14 protein-coding genes are annotated in these 14,113 nt (G+C 72.1%); 3 read left to right on the top strand and 11 right to left on the bottom strand.

Features of this window, described 5'->3' with window-relative positions; genetic code table 11:
* Positions 1-100: 100 nt before the first annotated feature.
* The 4 genes from ACFFJC_RS15110 to ACFFJC_RS15095 all read right to left on the bottom strand — a co-directional run bounded on the left by ACFFJC_RS15110 (position 101) and on the right by ACFFJC_RS15095 (position 4,397).
* Positions 101-1,465 carry an outer membrane protein assembly factor BamB family protein gene (locus ACFFJC_RS15110; RefSeq protein WP_379488314.1) on the bottom strand — a complete coding sequence of 455 codons (1,365 nt, stop codon included), beginning with the start codon at positions 1,463-1,465 and terminating at the stop codon, positions 101-103.
* Positions 1,466-1,487: 22 nt separating this feature from the next.
* On the bottom strand, positions 1,488-2,276 hold the full coding sequence (locus ACFFJC_RS15105; RefSeq protein WP_379488313.1) for a tetratricopeptide repeat protein: 789 nt from the start codon (positions 2,274-2,276) through the stop codon (positions 1,488-1,490).
* A gap of 119 nt (positions 2,277-2,395) precedes the next feature.
* Complete coding sequence (locus tag ACFFJC_RS15100; RefSeq protein ID WP_379488312.1) at positions 2,396-3,523, bottom strand: glycosyltransferase family 4 protein; 1,128 nt, start codon at positions 3,521-3,523, stop codon at positions 2,396-2,398.
* A gap of 7 nt (positions 3,524-3,530) precedes the next feature.
* Positions 3,531-4,397: an alpha/beta fold hydrolase gene (locus ACFFJC_RS15095; RefSeq protein ID WP_379488311.1), complete on the bottom strand. Its 867-nt coding sequence runs from the start codon at positions 4,395-4,397 to the stop codon at positions 3,531-3,533.
* Positions 4,398-4,463: 66 nt separating this feature from the next.
* Here ACFFJC_RS15095 and ACFFJC_RS15090 point away from each other — a divergent pair, with 66 nt between their 5' ends.
* Both ACFFJC_RS15090 and ACFFJC_RS15085 read left to right on the top strand, forming a co-directional pair.
* Positions 4,464-5,867, top strand: a complete 1,404-nt coding sequence (locus ACFFJC_RS15090; protein WP_379488310.1) for a protein adenylyltransferase SelO — start codon at positions 4,464-4,466, stop codon at positions 5,865-5,867.
* 146 nt (positions 5,868-6,013) lie between these two features.
* On the top strand, positions 6,014-7,471 hold the full coding sequence (locus ACFFJC_RS15085) for a succinylglutamate-semialdehyde dehydrogenase (protein WP_379488309.1): 1,458 nt from the start codon (positions 6,014-6,016) through the stop codon (positions 7,469-7,471).
* A gap of 13 nt (positions 7,472-7,484) precedes the next feature.
* Here ACFFJC_RS15085 and ACFFJC_RS15080 read toward each other — a convergent pair whose 3' ends face one another.
* The gene (locus ACFFJC_RS15080; RefSeq protein WP_379488308.1) at positions 7,485-8,195 is read right to left on the bottom strand and encodes a hypothetical protein; all 711 of its coding nucleotides are present in this window, start codon (positions 8,193-8,195) and stop codon (positions 7,485-7,487) included.
* Positions 8,196-8,470: 275 nt separating this feature from the next.
* Positions 8,471-8,893, bottom strand: coding sequence for a glycine zipper 2TM domain-containing protein (locus tag ACFFJC_RS15075; RefSeq protein ID WP_379488307.1), 423 nt, complete (start codon positions 8,891-8,893; stop codon positions 8,471-8,473).
* A 225-nt stretch (positions 8,894-9,118) separates the two neighbouring features.
* Here ACFFJC_RS15075 and rarD point away from each other — a divergent pair, with 225 nt between their 5' ends.
* Positions 9,119-10,018, top strand: coding sequence for an EamA family transporter RarD (gene rarD / locus ACFFJC_RS15070; protein ID WP_379488306.1), 900 nt, complete (start codon positions 9,119-9,121; stop codon positions 10,016-10,018).
* A gap of 25 nt (positions 10,019-10,043) precedes the next feature.
* Here rarD and ACFFJC_RS15065 read toward each other — a convergent pair whose 3' ends face one another.
* From ACFFJC_RS15065 to ACFFJC_RS15045, 5 genes are all read right to left on the bottom strand, one after another.
* Positions 10,044-11,369, bottom strand: a complete 1,326-nt coding sequence (locus ACFFJC_RS15065; protein ID WP_379488305.1) for a dihydroorotase — start codon at positions 11,367-11,369, stop codon at positions 10,044-10,046.
* Positions 11,370-11,445: 76 nt separating this feature from the next.
* On the bottom strand, positions 11,446-12,105 hold the full coding sequence (locus ACFFJC_RS15060; RefSeq protein WP_379488304.1) for an HPP family protein: 660 nt from the start codon (positions 12,103-12,105) through the stop codon (positions 11,446-11,448).
* Between the two features lie 106 nt (positions 12,106-12,211).
* On the bottom strand, positions 12,212-12,538 hold the full coding sequence (locus tag ACFFJC_RS15055) for a hypothetical protein (RefSeq protein ID WP_379488303.1): 327 nt from the start codon (positions 12,536-12,538) through the stop codon (positions 12,212-12,214).
* A 165-nt stretch (positions 12,539-12,703) separates the two neighbouring features.
* Positions 12,704-13,282, bottom strand: a complete 579-nt coding sequence (locus ACFFJC_RS15050; RefSeq protein WP_379488302.1) for a nitroreductase family protein — start codon at positions 13,280-13,282, stop codon at positions 12,704-12,706.
* Positions 13,283-13,386: 104 nt separating this feature from the next.
* Entirely contained in the window at positions 13,387-14,085 is a 699-nt protein-coding gene (locus ACFFJC_RS15045; protein ID WP_379488301.1) for a pirin family protein, read from the bottom strand.
* Positions 14,086-14,113: the final 28 nt, after the last annotated feature.

The raw sequence follows: 14,113 nt of genomic DNA, 5'->3' as shown, positions 1-14,113 counted from the left end.
CGACGGGGAGGATGGGGCGGCCTCATAGGTGCTAAGACAGACCGGACCTCCCGCACCCGCTCATGCCGAGCTTGTCGAAGCAGAATAGCCCCGCCCGCGCTCAGCGCCAGGCGGTGATCCGCCCGGAGTCATCGAGGATGTAGAGCGTCTGGTTCGCCACCACCGGGGCCAGCGACACCGGATCGCTCAACTCGGTGAACGGCGTCATCGCGCCGGTGCCCGGGTCGATCGTGGCGACCAGCCCGCGCGAGTTGGCGACCCACAGCCGGTTGCCCGCCAGCACCGGGCCGACCCAGAAGATCGGGTTCTTGCGCTTCTTGGCATTGCCGTAGCGCTGCAGCTCGGTCAGCCAGCGGACCTTGCCGGTGGTGCGCGCGATGGCAAGGATCTCGGCCCGGTCGTCGAGCGTGAAGACCCAGTCGCCCGCCACCGCCGGGGTGGAGATGCCGGCGAGGTTGAGCTCCCAGATGCGCTGGCCGGTGACCAGCTCGTAGGCGGCCATGCGCCCGCCCTGCCCGAGCGCGTAGACGCGGCCGCGGTCGATGATCGGGTCGGCGTCGACGTCGGTGAGGCTGCCCACCTCGGTCGAGATCGAGGTGCGCGAGAGCGCGTCCGACCAGACCTGGCGGCCGTTCTCGTAGCGGTAGGCGACCAGCTCGCCCGACGAGTAGCCGGCGATCACGGTGCCCTGGCCGAGCGCCGGGCTGGCGACGCCGAACACGCCCGACTGGGTGAGCGAGGCCGATTCCTGCCAGATCGTGGCGCCGTCCGCGGCGTTGAGGACGGCGATCTGGTTGTCCTGCGTCATCACGAAGACCTGGTTGAACCCGATCGTCGGCGAACCGCGCAGCGGGCCGGCGGGCTTCTTGGTCCAGATCGGCGTTCCGTCGGCTGCGTTCAGCGCCGCCACTTCGCCCAGGCCGGTGGTGACGTAGACCCGGTCCGCATCGAAGCTGACGCCGCCGCCGAAGACCGACTTGGCGTTGTTGCCTTCGACCGAAAAGCTGCGGTTCCACAGCTTGGCACCGCTCTGCGCGTCGAAGGCATGGACCACGCCTTCGGTGTCCATGACGAAGAGCTTGCCGTCGCCGATCACCGGCGCGGCGGCGAGGCGCTGGCGGTTGGTCGACCCGGCGACCTGCACCGTCCAGACCTTCGCCAGGTTGTCGCCCAGCGCGAGGTGGCCATAGGACTTGTTGGGGGTGTTGCCGCCCTGCGCCCAGGTGGCGTTCACTTCCGCGGGCGGCAGGATCACCGAGACCGCGCCGAGCGTCGGGTCGGTCTTGGCGCCGCTCTCGATCCGCGAGAGGATCGGCACCCGCTCGCCCACAGTGGGCGTCTTGGCGGGGCCCTTGCCGCCGCCGAACAGCTTGCAGCCGGACAGGCCGGCGAGCAGCGCCAGCGCGATCAGAGGCACGACCTTGCGGGCGCGCGGCGCGCCTGCAGCCGGGACCGACGTGTTCATGCGCACTTCCTCACGAGCCATGTTATTCTCCGGCATCCGCACTCTGGACCAGGCGCGCGGCGGGCTTGTCGAGAGCCTCGCCCTTGTCGTCCACCACGTCGTCCACGGCATCCACGCCGAGCACCGCGGCCAGCTGGCGCGCGCGGCTGCGCAGGCCGTCCTCGACGTTCTCGTCCTTGGCGATGGCGGCGAAGAGCGGGCCCGCCTGGTCGTTCTTGTTCTGCTTGAGGTAGGCCATGCCCACCAGTTCGCCCGCCGGCCCGAACCACGGCGCGCCGGGGGCGGCCAGCGGCTTGAGGCGGCTCACCACGTCCTGCGGCTTCATCGCGTCGAAGTCGGCGCCGACCTCGCGCACGGTGGCGAGGTCGCGCAGCGGCTGCGGCGCGTCCTCGTCCGCCGCCACCTGGCGGTAGAGCTTGAGCGCGTCGGCCTTGCGGTCCTGGCGCAGGGCGATGCCCGCCAGCAGCAGGCGCGCCGAGGTGATGTTCGCGTCCGATCCCTCGGCGGCGGCGACCGGCGCCAGCTTCGCCTTGGCGGCGTCGAGGTTTTCCTGCTGCAGCGCGTCGAGCGCCTGGACATAGGCCTCGGCCCGCTCCTCGCGCGCCTGGGTCTGGCGATGGTTCCAGTAGATCCAGCCGCCGAAGGCCAGCAGGCCGATGACGATGGCCGCGAGCAGCGGCTTGCCGTAGCGCGCGAAGAAGCCTTCGAGCTGGTCCTGGCGCACCGCCTCGTCCACCTCGCGCAGGAAGACGTCCTGCTGGGCGGCGTTACGCTGGGCATTCGGGGATCTGGAATCGGGAGGCAGAGCCAAGATCGGGCGCTTTCTGCGGAAAATCGGGACGGTTGCGGCGCTGTTTAGCGGATGGGCGGGGCTTTTCAACGGGGATGTCTGTGTCCGTCCCGCGGTGAAGCGCGCCTGAATGGGAATCATCAGGGAAAAGCGGGACGGCCGGTCGCCTCGGCGTAGGTCGCGGCGTAGGCGCGAATCATCGCGTCCTCGTCGTAGAGCGCCAGCGCCACCTCGCGGTTGGCGCGGCCGATCGCCTCGCGCAGGGGCGGATCCTGGGCCAGCGCCAGCAGCGCGCGGGTGAAGGCCGCTTCGTCCCCTGGCGGGGTGACGAGGCTGCGGTTGCGTGCCGAGACCATCGCCGCGACATCGCCCACCGCGGGCGAGGCGACCGCGAGACCGGCCGCCATCGCCTCCACCACCGAGATCGGGAACTGCTCGCTGTCGGAGGAGAGGGCGAAGACGTCGAACAGGCCGACCGCGCGCGAGGGGTCGGGCACGAAGCCGGGCAGGTGGACCCGGTCGGCCACCTCGCTCGCGCGCGCCTGCGCCGCGATGGCCGCGCGCTCGGGCCCTTCGCCCAGGATGACGAGTCGCCATTCGGGCGGCAGGGCGGCGAAGGCGCGCACCAGCCGCGGCAGGTTCTTGACCGCGCGCAGCCCGGCGAGGGTGCCCAGCCACCGCTCGCCGGACGCCTTGGCCAGCCCCGGCACGGCGTCGGGTGGCGGCGGGGCGAGGTAGGCGGCGGTGCGGATGCCGTTGGCGATCAGGCGCACGCGGCCGCGCGGCTGCGCCCAGGCCTCCCGCGCGATCGCTTCCAGCCGGCGCGAGGGCACCACCAGCGCGGAGGCCCGCCCGAGCGCGGCCCGGCGGAAGAGGTTGCGCGAGCACTTGAGCCCGTCCGCCTCGTCCTCGTTGAAGCCGTCCTCGTGGTGCACCAGCGGCGGCAGCCGCAGCGCGCCGCCGAACACGCGATGCGCCATCACCGCGTCCATCGCGCCCCAATTGTAGGTGAGCACGAGGTCGAAGCCCTCCATGGCGCGCGCGATAAGCAGCAGCCGCGCCGGGGTGGGGCGGCCCTGCAGGCTGGGGAAATCATCTGGAAAGCGCACGTCGAGCGCGGGGTCGAGCGCCACGCGGGCGCCGTGCGCCCCGGGCTGGGCCGAGACCACGCTATGCGCCACGCCCGGCCCGAAGGCGTTCATCAGCCGCGCCGCGCGCAGCTCCTTGCCGCCCGCCGCGAAGCTCGAATGGAGGTGCAGCAGGTACAAGGTGGAGTCAGCCGGCCCGTGCCAGCAGCCGCTCGATGGCGGCGAGCGATTCGGGCTCGTCCAGCGTCGGCGCATGGCCCACGTTCTCCAGCGTGAGCACCTCGGCCGAGGGGTTGCGCCGCTGCATCTTCTCCAGCGTGGCGGCGGAGAGCAGGTCCGACAGCGCCCCGCGCAGCACCAGCAGCGGGACCCCCGCCAGCCCTTCCCACGCGGGCCAGAGGTCCGGCTGCGCATCGACGTCGAGGGCGAGGAACGGCTCGGCGATCTTCATGTCGTAGTCGAACACGATGCGCCCGTTGCCCGCCACCGTCATCAGCCGCTTGGCCATGCCGATCCAGAAGTCCAGCGGCTGGCCGGGATGGGCCTCCCCCTGCAGGTGCTCCAGCCCGCGCGCGGCGTGGACCCAGGTGGGGAAGGTGCGGCCCTGCCCGACGTATTCCTTGATCCGCGACAGCCCGGAAGGCTCGAGCGCCGGCCCCACGTCGTTGATGACGGCGCCCGCGACGCGCCCCGGGATCGCCGAGGCGAGCGAGATCGCCATCAGCCCGCCCAGCGAGGTGCCGATCGCGACGAAGCGGCCGAGCTGCTCCTGCTCGATCAGGGCCAGCACGTCCTCGACGTACTGCGCCGGCGTGTAGGTGGCCGAATCGCGCGCATACTCGCTGTCGCCGCGGCCGCGCAGGTCGGGGCAGATCACCCGCCGCTCGCGCGCCAGCCGCGGTGCGAGCACGTCGAAGTCCCGCGCATTACGCGTCAGCCCGTGCAGGCACAGCACCGGCAGGCGCGCGCCCACCTCCGGCGGAGCGGGATAATCGCGGAAATGGAGCTTGAGACCGTCGCGGCTCGACCAGAAGCGATCTTCGAAAACCTTCATGCCGGGACGGCAACCTCCATCAACGCCCGCCTTGATCGCGGGCGGGACGCGTCCCACTATCGCCTGATGCAGAGCCAACCGCAAGCCGCGCCCTACCGCCCCGACCCGCGCATCGAGGCCATCGCCGGCTGGATCGGGGACCCGGTGCCCGCCGCCGCCTTCCCCCGCCACGAGTTGCGCTGGCGCAACGACCGCTGGGCGGCCGCCGTCGGCCTCGCCGAGCTCGACGACGCCGCCTGGATCGCCCACTTCGGCCGCTTCGAGGCGCTGCCCGGCAACCTGCCCCGCCCGCTGGCGCTGCGCTACCACGGCCACCAGTTCCGCCACTACAACCCCGACCTCGGCGACGGGCGCGGCTTCCTCTTCGCGCAGATGCGCGATGCGGACGGCCGGCTGCTGGACCTCGGCACCAAGGGCTCGGGCCAGACCCCGTGGAGCCGCGACGGCGACGGCCGCCTGACGCTCAAGGGCGCGGTGCGCGAGATCCTGGCGACCGAGATGCTGGAGGCGCTGGGCGTCAACACCAGCAAGACCTTTTCGGTGATCGAGACCGGCGAGCCGCTCTGGCGCGGCGACGAGCCCTCCCCCACCCGCTCGGCGGTGCTGGTGCGCCTCTCCCACGGGCACATCCGCATCGGCAGCTTCCAGCGCCTCGCCGCGCTGGAGGAGACCGAGCACATGGCCGCGCTCGTCGCCTATTGCCTCCAGACCTATCCCGGCAACGCCCCGCCTGCCGACGCCCCCGGCCGCGACGAGCCGGCGGTGATCCTCCTGCACCAGGTCGTCGAACGCCTGGCCGACCTTGCCGCCGCCTGGATGGTGGCCGGCTTCGTCCACGGCGTGCTCAACACCGACAACATGAACATCTCGGGCGAGAGCTTCGACTACGGACCGTGGCGCTGGCTGCCGCGCTGGGACCCGCGCTTCACCGCCGCCTACTTCGACCATGCCGGCCTCTACGCCTTCGGCCGCCAGCCCGAGGCGCTGCTGTGGAACTGCGGCCAGCTCGCCGCCACCCTGCGCGCGCTTGCCGAGACCCAGCCGCTGGTCGCCGCGCTCGATCGTTTCGGCCCGCTCTACCAGCAGGCGATGGGTCGCCGCTTCGCCTGGCGCCTCGGCGTCGAGCCGCGCGGGATCGAGGCCGACACCGCGCTGATCCAGGCAGCCGAGCGCGCCATGGTGGACGGCGGCGCCTCCCCCGACCGGTTCTTCTTCGACCACCGCGGCGGGCGCGCCGCCGAGGGCGCGCTGGGCGAGGCCCTCTCCGGCTACCGCGCGACGGCCTCGACCGAAGACCCGTTCTGGCAGGAACCCGCCCCGCCCGGCCTCGTCATCGAGGAGGTGGAGCGGATCTGGGCGGCGATCGACCAGCACGACGACTGGAGCGAGCTTTACGCCAAGGTGGCGGCGATCCGCACCCTGGGCGAGCGGCTGGGCCCCGCCCCCGAGCCGGCCGGCGTGGGCTCCTGAAGCGGGAACGCGCAGCCGCCGCCCGAATCCCCCGCCCTTCGACGGCTCGGCAGCCCCAACCGGGGTCTGCGCGTTCACCCCCCGGTAGGAATCGCTGTGCGATGGACCGCCATCGCGCATCCACAGCCAACGGATCAACAGCCGCAATGGTCGGTGCAGTCACAAGCCGAGCGCCCGCCGCCATCGCGCGGCAAGCGCCCGGGCGCGAGATCGCCTCGCACGATCCGGCGACCGGCGCGCAGGTCTGGCGCGGCCCCGTGGCGGATATCGAAGAGACCGTCCTGCGCGCCCGCCGCGCCTGGCCGGCGTGGGCCGCGCAGCCGCTCTCCACGCGCATGGAGCTGCTGCGCCGCTTCGCCAACGAACTGCGCAAGGATGCGGAGAAGCTGGCGACGATGATCGCGCGCGAGATCGGCAAGCCGCTGTGGGAAGCGCGCGCCGAAGTCGACGGCGTGGTCGCCAAGGTCGAGATCTCGATCCGCGCCTATGCCGAGCGGACCAGCCAGCGCCGGCTCGACTCGGCGCTGCAGGGCGTCATGGCGGTGCGCCACAAGCCGCATGGCGTGCTGCTGGTGCTCAGCCCCTTCAACTACCCCGCGCATCTCGCCAGCGCCCACATCGTGCCCGCGCTGATCGCAGGCAACGCGGTGATCTTCAAGCCGAGCGAGCGCGCGCCCGGCTCGGGCGAGCTCCTGGCGCGCTGCTTCCACCGTGCCGGCGTCTCCGCCGCGGTGCTGCAGTTCGCGCCCGGCGGCCCCCAGGAGGGCGCGGCCTTCGTCGGGCACGAGTGCGTGGACGGGGTGCTGTTCACCGGCTCCGCCGCCAACGGCATCGCCATCAACCGCCGGCTCGCGGCGCGGCCGGACAAGCTCTGCGCCCTGGAGATGGGCGGCAACAACGCGCTGGTGGCATGGGATACGCCCAAGCTGACCGACGCCGCGGCGATCGTGGTCCAGTCCGCCTTCGCCAGCGCCGGCCAGCGCTGCACCGCGGCGCGGCGGCTGATCGTGCGCGACACGCTGTACGATGCGCTGATGGCCGAGGTGAAGGGACTGGCCGACCGCCTGATCTGCGGCGGCGCCTTCGACGATCCCGCGCCGTTCATGGGCCCGGTGATCGACAACGCCGTGGCGGACGGGCTGACCGAGAGCTTCCTCTACCTGCTCAGCCACGGCGGCCGCGCGATCAAGCATCTCGTCCGCGGGGACGATTCGCGGCCCTTCCTGTGCCCCGGGATCATCGACGTGACGGCGATCCGCCAGCGGCCCGACGTCGAGCTGTTCGGCCCGGTGCTGCAGGTGATCCGCGTCTCCGACTTCGACGAGGCCATCGCGGAGGCCAACGCCACCCGCTACGGCCTCGCCGCCTCGCTGGTGGGGGGCACGCCGCAGGAGTACAATCGCTTCTGGGCCAACGTGCGCGCGGGCATCGTCAACTGGAACCGCCCCACGACCGGCCCTAGCCATGCCGCGCCGGTCGGCGGCGTCGGGCTTTCCGGCAACCACCGTCCCAGCGGCACTTACGCGGCGGACTATTGCGCCTATCCGGTCGCCTCGGGCGAGATGGACCAGCCGCGCGCGGCGATCGGCGTCGGCCTGCGCTGAGGCGCGCTGCGCGTCACTTTCCGCTGGCGACGAGGTCCACTTCGGTGAGCCCGCCCTCCAGCTTGCGCGCATAGACCACGTAGGCGCGGGCCTGCCTGCGGCCACCCAGCACGTGGTCGGAGCCGTCCAGCTTGTGCTCGGCGGTGTAGCCGGCAGCGGTGGCCTTGCCGTAGTAGAACCCGATCACGTCGTCCACGCTCACCGGGGTGGCGAAGCTCACCACGCGCAGCGCGCAGCCGTCCCCGTCGATGCCGGCGGCCTCCTGCACCGCGGCGCGGGGGTAGACCGGCAGCTCAGCGGGAATGCGCGCGACCCACTCGCCGGAGTACCGGACCTTGGCGGCACAGTCGGTGCCGGCGGCCCTGGTCGCCGGAGCGACCTGCGCTGTCTTGGCAGCAGCTTCGGCCAGCGCGCCGGCACCGCCCTGCGCCGCCGCGGGCGGGGGCTGCAGCGTGCCGCCGGCGCTCTCGGCTGCCTGGCGCCTGGCGGCGGCGACCGCCTCGGGCGTGCGATCCTGCGGGGGAACGGCGATCGCGCGCTGGTCGCTGCCACCCTGCGGATCGACCAGAACCGGATCGCCGAGCCCGCCGTCCAGCGCCGGATCGCTCTCCCCGGCAGGCTGCTTCCCGCCCGAGCCGCATCCGGCAAGCGCCAGGCTGGCCGCAAGCGCGACCGCGAGCGGGCGGGCGAGTGGAGGGGCGAGCGGGCGGGCGGCAGTCATCATCGTCGCGTTCCTTTGTCGGGCCGCCGCAGCGGCGCCCGAGTCGTACCGCAGGACAACGCGAAAGTACCCCCCTGGCCCCGGGGCCGAATCGCGTCCGTCCCATTTCGGGAAGTGCGGCGCGGCTTCGCTTGCCGGCACGCGAAAAGAGGGCGCCCGCACGGATGCGGACGCCCTCCCGCCCGGGCGCAAGGCCCGGACGGCTTCCCCGTGCGTCGCCGTTCGCCCGGGGAAACCTGTCAGTCGGTGTGTGTGGTAGGCGGTGTGGTCGACGGGGCTCAGCGGCAGCGCGAACCGCCGCGGTCGACCTCGCGGCCGAGCAGCGCGCCGGCCGCGGCGCCGATAAGGGTACCCGCCGTGCGATCGCGCCCGCCGTCGACCTCGCGGCCCAGCAGCGCACCCGCCGCACCGCCGATCAGCAGGCCGGTGGTGCCGTTGCTGCGCTGGCAGTAGTAGCGGCCGTCGTTGCCGCGCCAGCTGCGGCCGCGGTAGCCGCGGTCCTCGTAGCGATAGCGGTCGCGGTTGCCGTAGCCCCGGCGCCAGTCCTCGCGCGAGGTGCGATAGCGGTTCTGGCCGTAGGTCTGCTCGCCGGGAGCGGTGAAGCTGGTGGTGTGCGCCGGCACGGCCGCGACGGCCGGCAGGGCGGTGACGAGGCTGGCGGTCGCGGCGGCGATGGCCGAGGCCTTGAAGAATGCGTTCATCTCAACTCTCCTCTTCATGGGGGCGAACCGGCCATCCGAGTCGATCCGCGCTACGCATTCATCTTTAGACCTCTTATCCTGAACGGACCGCAACGCGCCCGTCAGGATTCGAATATGCGACGAAGCGAGGCACCGTCAGCGTCGAGGCGAGCGGTTGCCCCACCCCGCCCCCGCTTCTAAGGGCAGCGCGGGGAGGTCTTCCCCGCAGGAAGAGTGCTGTCGTCGATGTCCAACACCGTTGCCCGCCCCGCGCCGCCCTATGCCGGCCTGCTTCCCGCGCTCGGCGCCTACGGGATATGGAGCCTGTTCCCGCTCTACTTCGCGCTCCTGCGCGCGGTGGCGCCGTTCGAGGTGGTGGTCTGGCGGCTGATGTTCACGCTGCCGTTCTGCCTCGCCATGGTGCTCGTGCTGAGGCAAGGCCCGGCACTGAGGCTGGCGCTGACGACGCCGCGGATCCTGGGCGCGCTGGCGCTGAGCGGGCTGCTGATCGGCGCGAACTGGCTGATCTACGTGGTCGCGGTCATGGAGGGCCACGTCCTGGCGGCGAGCCTGGGCTACTACATCAATCCACTGGTCAACGTGCTGGCCGGAACGATCTTCCTGCGCGAGCGGTTGACGCGGCGGCAGTGGGTGGCCGTGGGGCTCGCCGCGATCGGTGTGGCGCTGCTCGCGCAGGGCGCACTGGAGACGCTGTGGCTCAGCCTGGTGCTGGCGCTCAGCTTCGCCGGCTACGGCCTCACCCGCAAGCTCGCGCCGGTGGAGGCGCTGCCGGGGCTGACGGTGGAGACGCTGGTGCTGCTGGTGCCCGGGCTGGGCCTGCTCGCCTGGCAGGCCGCGACGCCCCAGGGGCTGGCGATGGGCACCTCGCTGCGGCTGGACCTGCTGCTCGCCTGCGCCGGGCCGCTCACCGCGATTCCCCTGATGCTCTTCGCCACCGCCGCGCGCCGGCTGGACTTCTCGGTGCTCGGCTTCATCCAGTTCCTCACCCCGACGGGGCTGTTCCTGCTGAGCATCTTCGTGTTCGGCGAGCCGCTGCGGCCGGTGCAGCTCGTCTGCTTCCTGTTCATCTGGAGTGCGATCGCGGTGTTCTGCTGGGACATCCTCGCCCGGCGGCGGCCCGCCTGAGCGCGGGCGCCGCTCCGCCGCCGACCTAGAGCGCGCCCGCGAAGCGCAGCGGCTCGCCGACCGCGCGGTTGGCGAGCTGGCCTTCCCACATCGCCGCGTGGCCGCGCACGATGGTGCCGACGACGCGGCCCTCCAGCTCCATGCCGGTGAAGGGCGACCATCCGCAGCGGCTCTCCACCCAGTCCTCGGTCACGGTGAAGCGGCCCTTGCGGTCGATCACGGTGAAGTCGGCGTCGTAACCCGTCGCTATGCGGCCCTTACCGACAAGCCCGAAGACGCGCTGGACGCCGCTGGAGGTCATGTCGATCAGCCGCTCCAGCGTCAGCCGGCCCTTGGCGACATGGTCCAGCATCAGCGGCAGCAGCGTCTGCACCCCGGGCATGCCGGACGGGCTGGCGGGATAAGTCTTGGCCTTCTCCTCGCGCGTGTGCGGCGCATGGTCGGAGCCGAGCACGTCGGGCATGCCCTGGCGCAGCCAGTGCCACAGCCCCTCGCGGTGCGCGGCGGAGCGGATCGGCGGGTTCATCTGCGCGAACGTGCCGATCGCCGGATAGGCCTCCTCCGCCGCCAGCGTCAGGTGCTGGGGCGTGACCTCGCAGGTGGCGATGTCGCGGTGCTGCGCGATCACTTCGAGCTCGGCGGGCGTGGTGACATGCAGGATGTGGATCGGGCGGCGCGCCGCCCGCGCCAGGCGCAGGATGCGGCGGGTGGCGAGCATCGCGCTCTCGTCGTCGCGCCAGACCGGGTGGCTGGAGGGATCGCCCTCGATGCGCAGGTCCTTGCGCGCGTTCATTCGCGCCTCGTCCTCGGCGTGGATGGCGACGCGGCGGCGGCCATGGGCGAGCACGCGGGCGAGCTGCTCGTCCTCGGCCACCAGCAGGCTGCCGGTGGAGGCGCCCATGAAGATCTTGACGCCGGCGGTCCCGGGGATGCGCTCCAGCTCGGCCAGCTCCACCGCGTTGTCGGCGGTCGCCCCGACGTAGAAGGCGTGGTCGCAATGCATCCGGTGGTGCGCGCGGGCGAGCTTGTCGTGGACGCGATCGGCGGTGTCGGTGTTGGGGCTGGTGTTCGGCATCTCGAACACCGCCGTGATGCCGCCCATAACTGCCGCGCGGCTGCCGGTCTCCAGGTCTTCCTTGTGCTCCAGCCCGGGCTCGCGGAAGTGGACCTGGCTGTCGATCACGCCGGGCAGCACGTCCAGCCCGGTGCAGTCGATCCGCCGCGCCGCGTCCGGGTAGGAGCCGATCCCCAGGATGCGCCCTTCGCGCACCGCCACGTCGGCCTGCACCGCCCCCCCGGGAGTGTGGACGGTGCCGCCGGAGAGGACGAGTTCGGGTGCGTCTGCGCTCATCGCGGGGGCCTTTCTGGCGGAGGGAAACGGGACGAGGCCCGACCTAGGCGCCTGGGCCGGGGCTTTCAAGGCGGCGTCAGGCTTGGCCGCGCCGCAGCAGCGCCTGGACGAAGGCGTCGAGGTCGTCGACCTCGACGTCGAGCACCTCGTCCCAGTCCTCCAGCACCGCCACGATGTCCTCGCGGGTGTAGGCCGGCTGCGGCGCATGCGCGACGCGTCGGGGGCGGTGCGGCCAGGGATGGCCGCTGCGGTTGTTGTAGATCCACCCGAAGCCGCCGAGCAGCAGCACGTTGGCGGCGATCGGGGCGAGCCAGGTCCAGTCCCACGGCGCCGCGTCCGTCGCGCCCAGAGCGCAGAGCAGCGCGCAGGCGCCGCCGGGCGGGTGGAGGCAGCGGGCCAGCGACATCGCCGCGATCGCGACGCCCACCGCAAGGCTGGCGGCGAGCCAGGGATCGCCCAGCAGCCAGCCTGCCGCGAGGCCGACGACGGAAGAGATCAGGTTGCCGCCGATCACCGGCCAGGGCTGCGCCAGCGGGCTCGCGGGCACGCAGAACACCAGCACCGCCGAGGCGCCCAGCGGCGCGACCAGGAACGGCCAGGGCCCGACGTCGGTGCCCAGCGCCAGCCGCGTGACAACGCCGGCAAACGCGATGCCGAGGCTTCCGCCCAGCGCCGCACGAATCCAGCCGAGGTGGCCGGTGGCGCGCCTGCGCCAGCTTTCCCGATGTTCCTGCACTGCTTTTTATCCGTCGCCCGCAATCGTCCGGGAACGGCGGCGCTATGGCCTAGGTGGACCGCCTTGGCGAGCCCAGGCTTGCCTTACCCGGCGATAGCCCGGCTTTTCAGAACGGCAGCTTGATCGCCACCATGATGCGCTGCGCGCTCTGCCCGTTGGGCATCGCCGCCGAATCGAGATGAACGTCGAGCCGGGCGCCGCCGCCCAGGTCCATCTCCGCGCGCGGCGGCCGCGGATCCGGGCGCTCGGCCTCGCGCGACAGCTGCATCCGCTCCCGGCTCTCATCAGGGGCGCAGACGACGATTTCGCCGGCGCGGCCCTCGGGGCAGCGGGCCTTCACCGCCCGCAGGTCCAGGCCGGGGCCGCGGGGAAGCCGGGCAAGGTCGAACGCCGGGGCTTCAATGGCGGGCGGCGCGGGCGGCAGGTCGGGCATGGAGCCTCGCGGATGGCGGCGTCGCACCATCACGCCACGCGATCACGGCGATTTCGTGGCGCACCTTTCCCCAAAGCCATCGGCCCGGCCCTCTCGTGGGAGAGGACCGGGCCGGGGATGCCCGCTGGCGATCGGGGGGAGTGCCGGCGGGCGCCCTGCCGGGGATCAGGCGAACTTGCCGGCCTTGGCGATCTCCGCAAGCGGCTTGCGATGGCTGGGCACTTCGCGCTCCTGCAGGAAGTCGGGGAGCACGCTCTTGTCGCCCTGCCGGCCGATGGTGAACGCCGCTTCGAGGCGGTGGTCCGCCGGGATGCCGAGCGCGGCTTCGGCCTCGCCGAACTTCAGGCCGGTCATGCCGTGGGTGTGGTAGCCGAGCGCCTGCGCCTGGATGGCGGCGAGCGCCCAGGCCGCTCCGGCGTCGAAGCTGTGGCTGTGGTTGTCGCTGTTACCCTGCTCGGAGCGCATGTACTTGTCCGAGACGATGTAGACGATGGCGCCGGCGTCCTTCGCCCAGCCTTGGTTGAACTCCACCAGCTGTGCCAGGAACAGGTCCCAGTTGGCGTCGCCCTTGCGGGCGTAGAGGAAGGTCCAGGGCTGCACGTTGTAGGCCGAAGGCGCCCAGCCGGCCGCCTCCAGGATGGTGTCGAGGTCCTCCTGCGGGATCTCGGTGCCGTCGAAGGCGCGCGGCGACCAGCGCTCGACGATCAGCTTCTCGATCCTGGGATTGGCAATGCGTCCGGTCATCGAAATTATCCTTCTCTGCTCAGGTGTTGGGAGGATGGGGAGGAAGATGCAGATGCGGGGGCGATCCGGCCGGACCGGCGCGAATCGCCCCCGCGGGGGGTATGTCAGGCAGCGTCCACGAGAACCAGTTCGGCATCCTCGAGCGCCGTGACCGAGATCGCGTCGAGGCCGGTGATGGCGACGCCGTCGCGGGCGTTCGCCTCCACCTCGCCCACGCGGATGCGGCCGGTGGCAGGGACCAGGTAGGCATGGCGGCCGGGCTGCGTCGGGTAGGTCACCGTGTCGCCCGCCTTGAGGGTAGCGCCCAGCACGCGGGCGTCGGCGTTGATCGGCAGCGCGTCCTCGTCGCCGGCCATGCCGCTGGCGAGCGGGACGAAGCGGCCCGCACGGTCGCCCCGGGGGAACGGGCGCGCACCCCAGCCCGGCTGCTCACCGCGGCGGTCGGGCAGGATCCAGATCTGGAACAGCGTCGTCTCCTCGTCCTCGAGGTTGTACTCGGCGTGCTGGATGCCGGTGCCGGCGCTCATCACCTGCACGTCGCCCGCCTCGGTGCGGCCGGTGTTGCCCAGGCTGTCGCGATGCGTGATCGCACCTTTGCGGACGTAGGTTATGATCTCCATGTCGTTGTGCGGATGCGGCGGGAAGCCCGACTTGGCCGCGATGGTGTCGTCGTTCCACACCCGCAGACGGCCCCAGTTGGTGCGCGCCGGGTCGTGGTAGTTGCCGAAGGAGAAGTGATGATGCGCATCCAGCCAGCCGTGGTTGGCAGCGCCGATGCTGTCGAAGGGGCGGAGTTCGATCATGGTGTTTTCACTCGATGAGGTTCGGCCG

Origin of the sequence: Novosphingobium soli, from assembly GCF_042432915.1 — a bacterium.
GTDB lineage: Bacteria > Pseudomonadota > Alphaproteobacteria > Sphingomonadales > Sphingomonadaceae > Novosphingobium > Novosphingobium soli.
The sequence above is the reverse complement of the archived record's forward strand: the minus strand, read 5'-3'. Positions and strand labels throughout refer to the sequence as shown.

What these genes read in the sequence shown, in the direction of transcription:
- ACFFJC_RS15110 (WP_379488314.1), bottom strand. Translation starts at nt 1,465, where the DNA reads ATGAACACGTCGGTCCCGGCTGCAGGCGCGCCGCGCGCCCGCAAGGTC.
- ACFFJC_RS15085 (WP_379488309.1), top strand. Translation starts at nt 6,014, where the DNA reads ATGGTCGGTGCAGTCACAAGCCGAGCGCCCGCCGCCATCGCGCGGCAA.
- ACFFJC_RS15055 (WP_379488303.1), bottom strand. Translation starts at nt 12,538, where the DNA reads ATGCCCGACCTGCCGCCCGCGCCGCCCGCCATTGAAGCCCCGGCGTTC.
- ACFFJC_RS15080 (WP_379488308.1), bottom strand. Translation starts at nt 8,195, where the DNA reads ATGATGACTGCCGCCCGCCCGCTCGCCCCTCCACTCGCCCGCCCGCTC.
- ACFFJC_RS15095 (WP_379488311.1), bottom strand. Translation starts at nt 4,397, where the DNA reads ATGAAGGTTTTCGAAGATCGCTTCTGGTCGAGCCGCGACGGTCTCAAG.
- ACFFJC_RS15075 (WP_379488307.1), bottom strand. Translation starts at nt 8,893, where the DNA reads ATGAACGCATTCTTCAAGGCCTCGGCCATCGCCGCCGCGACCGCCAGC.
- ACFFJC_RS15065 (WP_379488305.1), bottom strand. Translation starts at nt 11,369, where the DNA reads ATGAGCGCAGACGCACCCGAACTCGTCCTCTCCGGCGGCACCGTCCAC.
- rarD (WP_379488306.1), top strand. Translation starts at nt 9,119, where the DNA reads ATGTCCAACACCGTTGCCCGCCCCGCGCCGCCCTATGCCGGCCTGCTT.
- ACFFJC_RS15050 (WP_379488302.1), bottom strand. Translation starts at nt 13,282, where the DNA reads ATGACCGGACGCATTGCCAATCCCAGGATCGAGAAGCTGATCGTCGAG.
- ACFFJC_RS15090 (WP_379488310.1), top strand. Translation starts at nt 4,464, where the DNA reads ATGCAGAGCCAACCGCAAGCCGCGCCCTACCGCCCCGACCCGCGCATC.
- ACFFJC_RS15045 (WP_379488301.1), bottom strand. Translation starts at nt 14,085, where the DNA reads ATGATCGAACTCCGCCCCTTCGACAGCATCGGCGCTGCCAACCACGGC.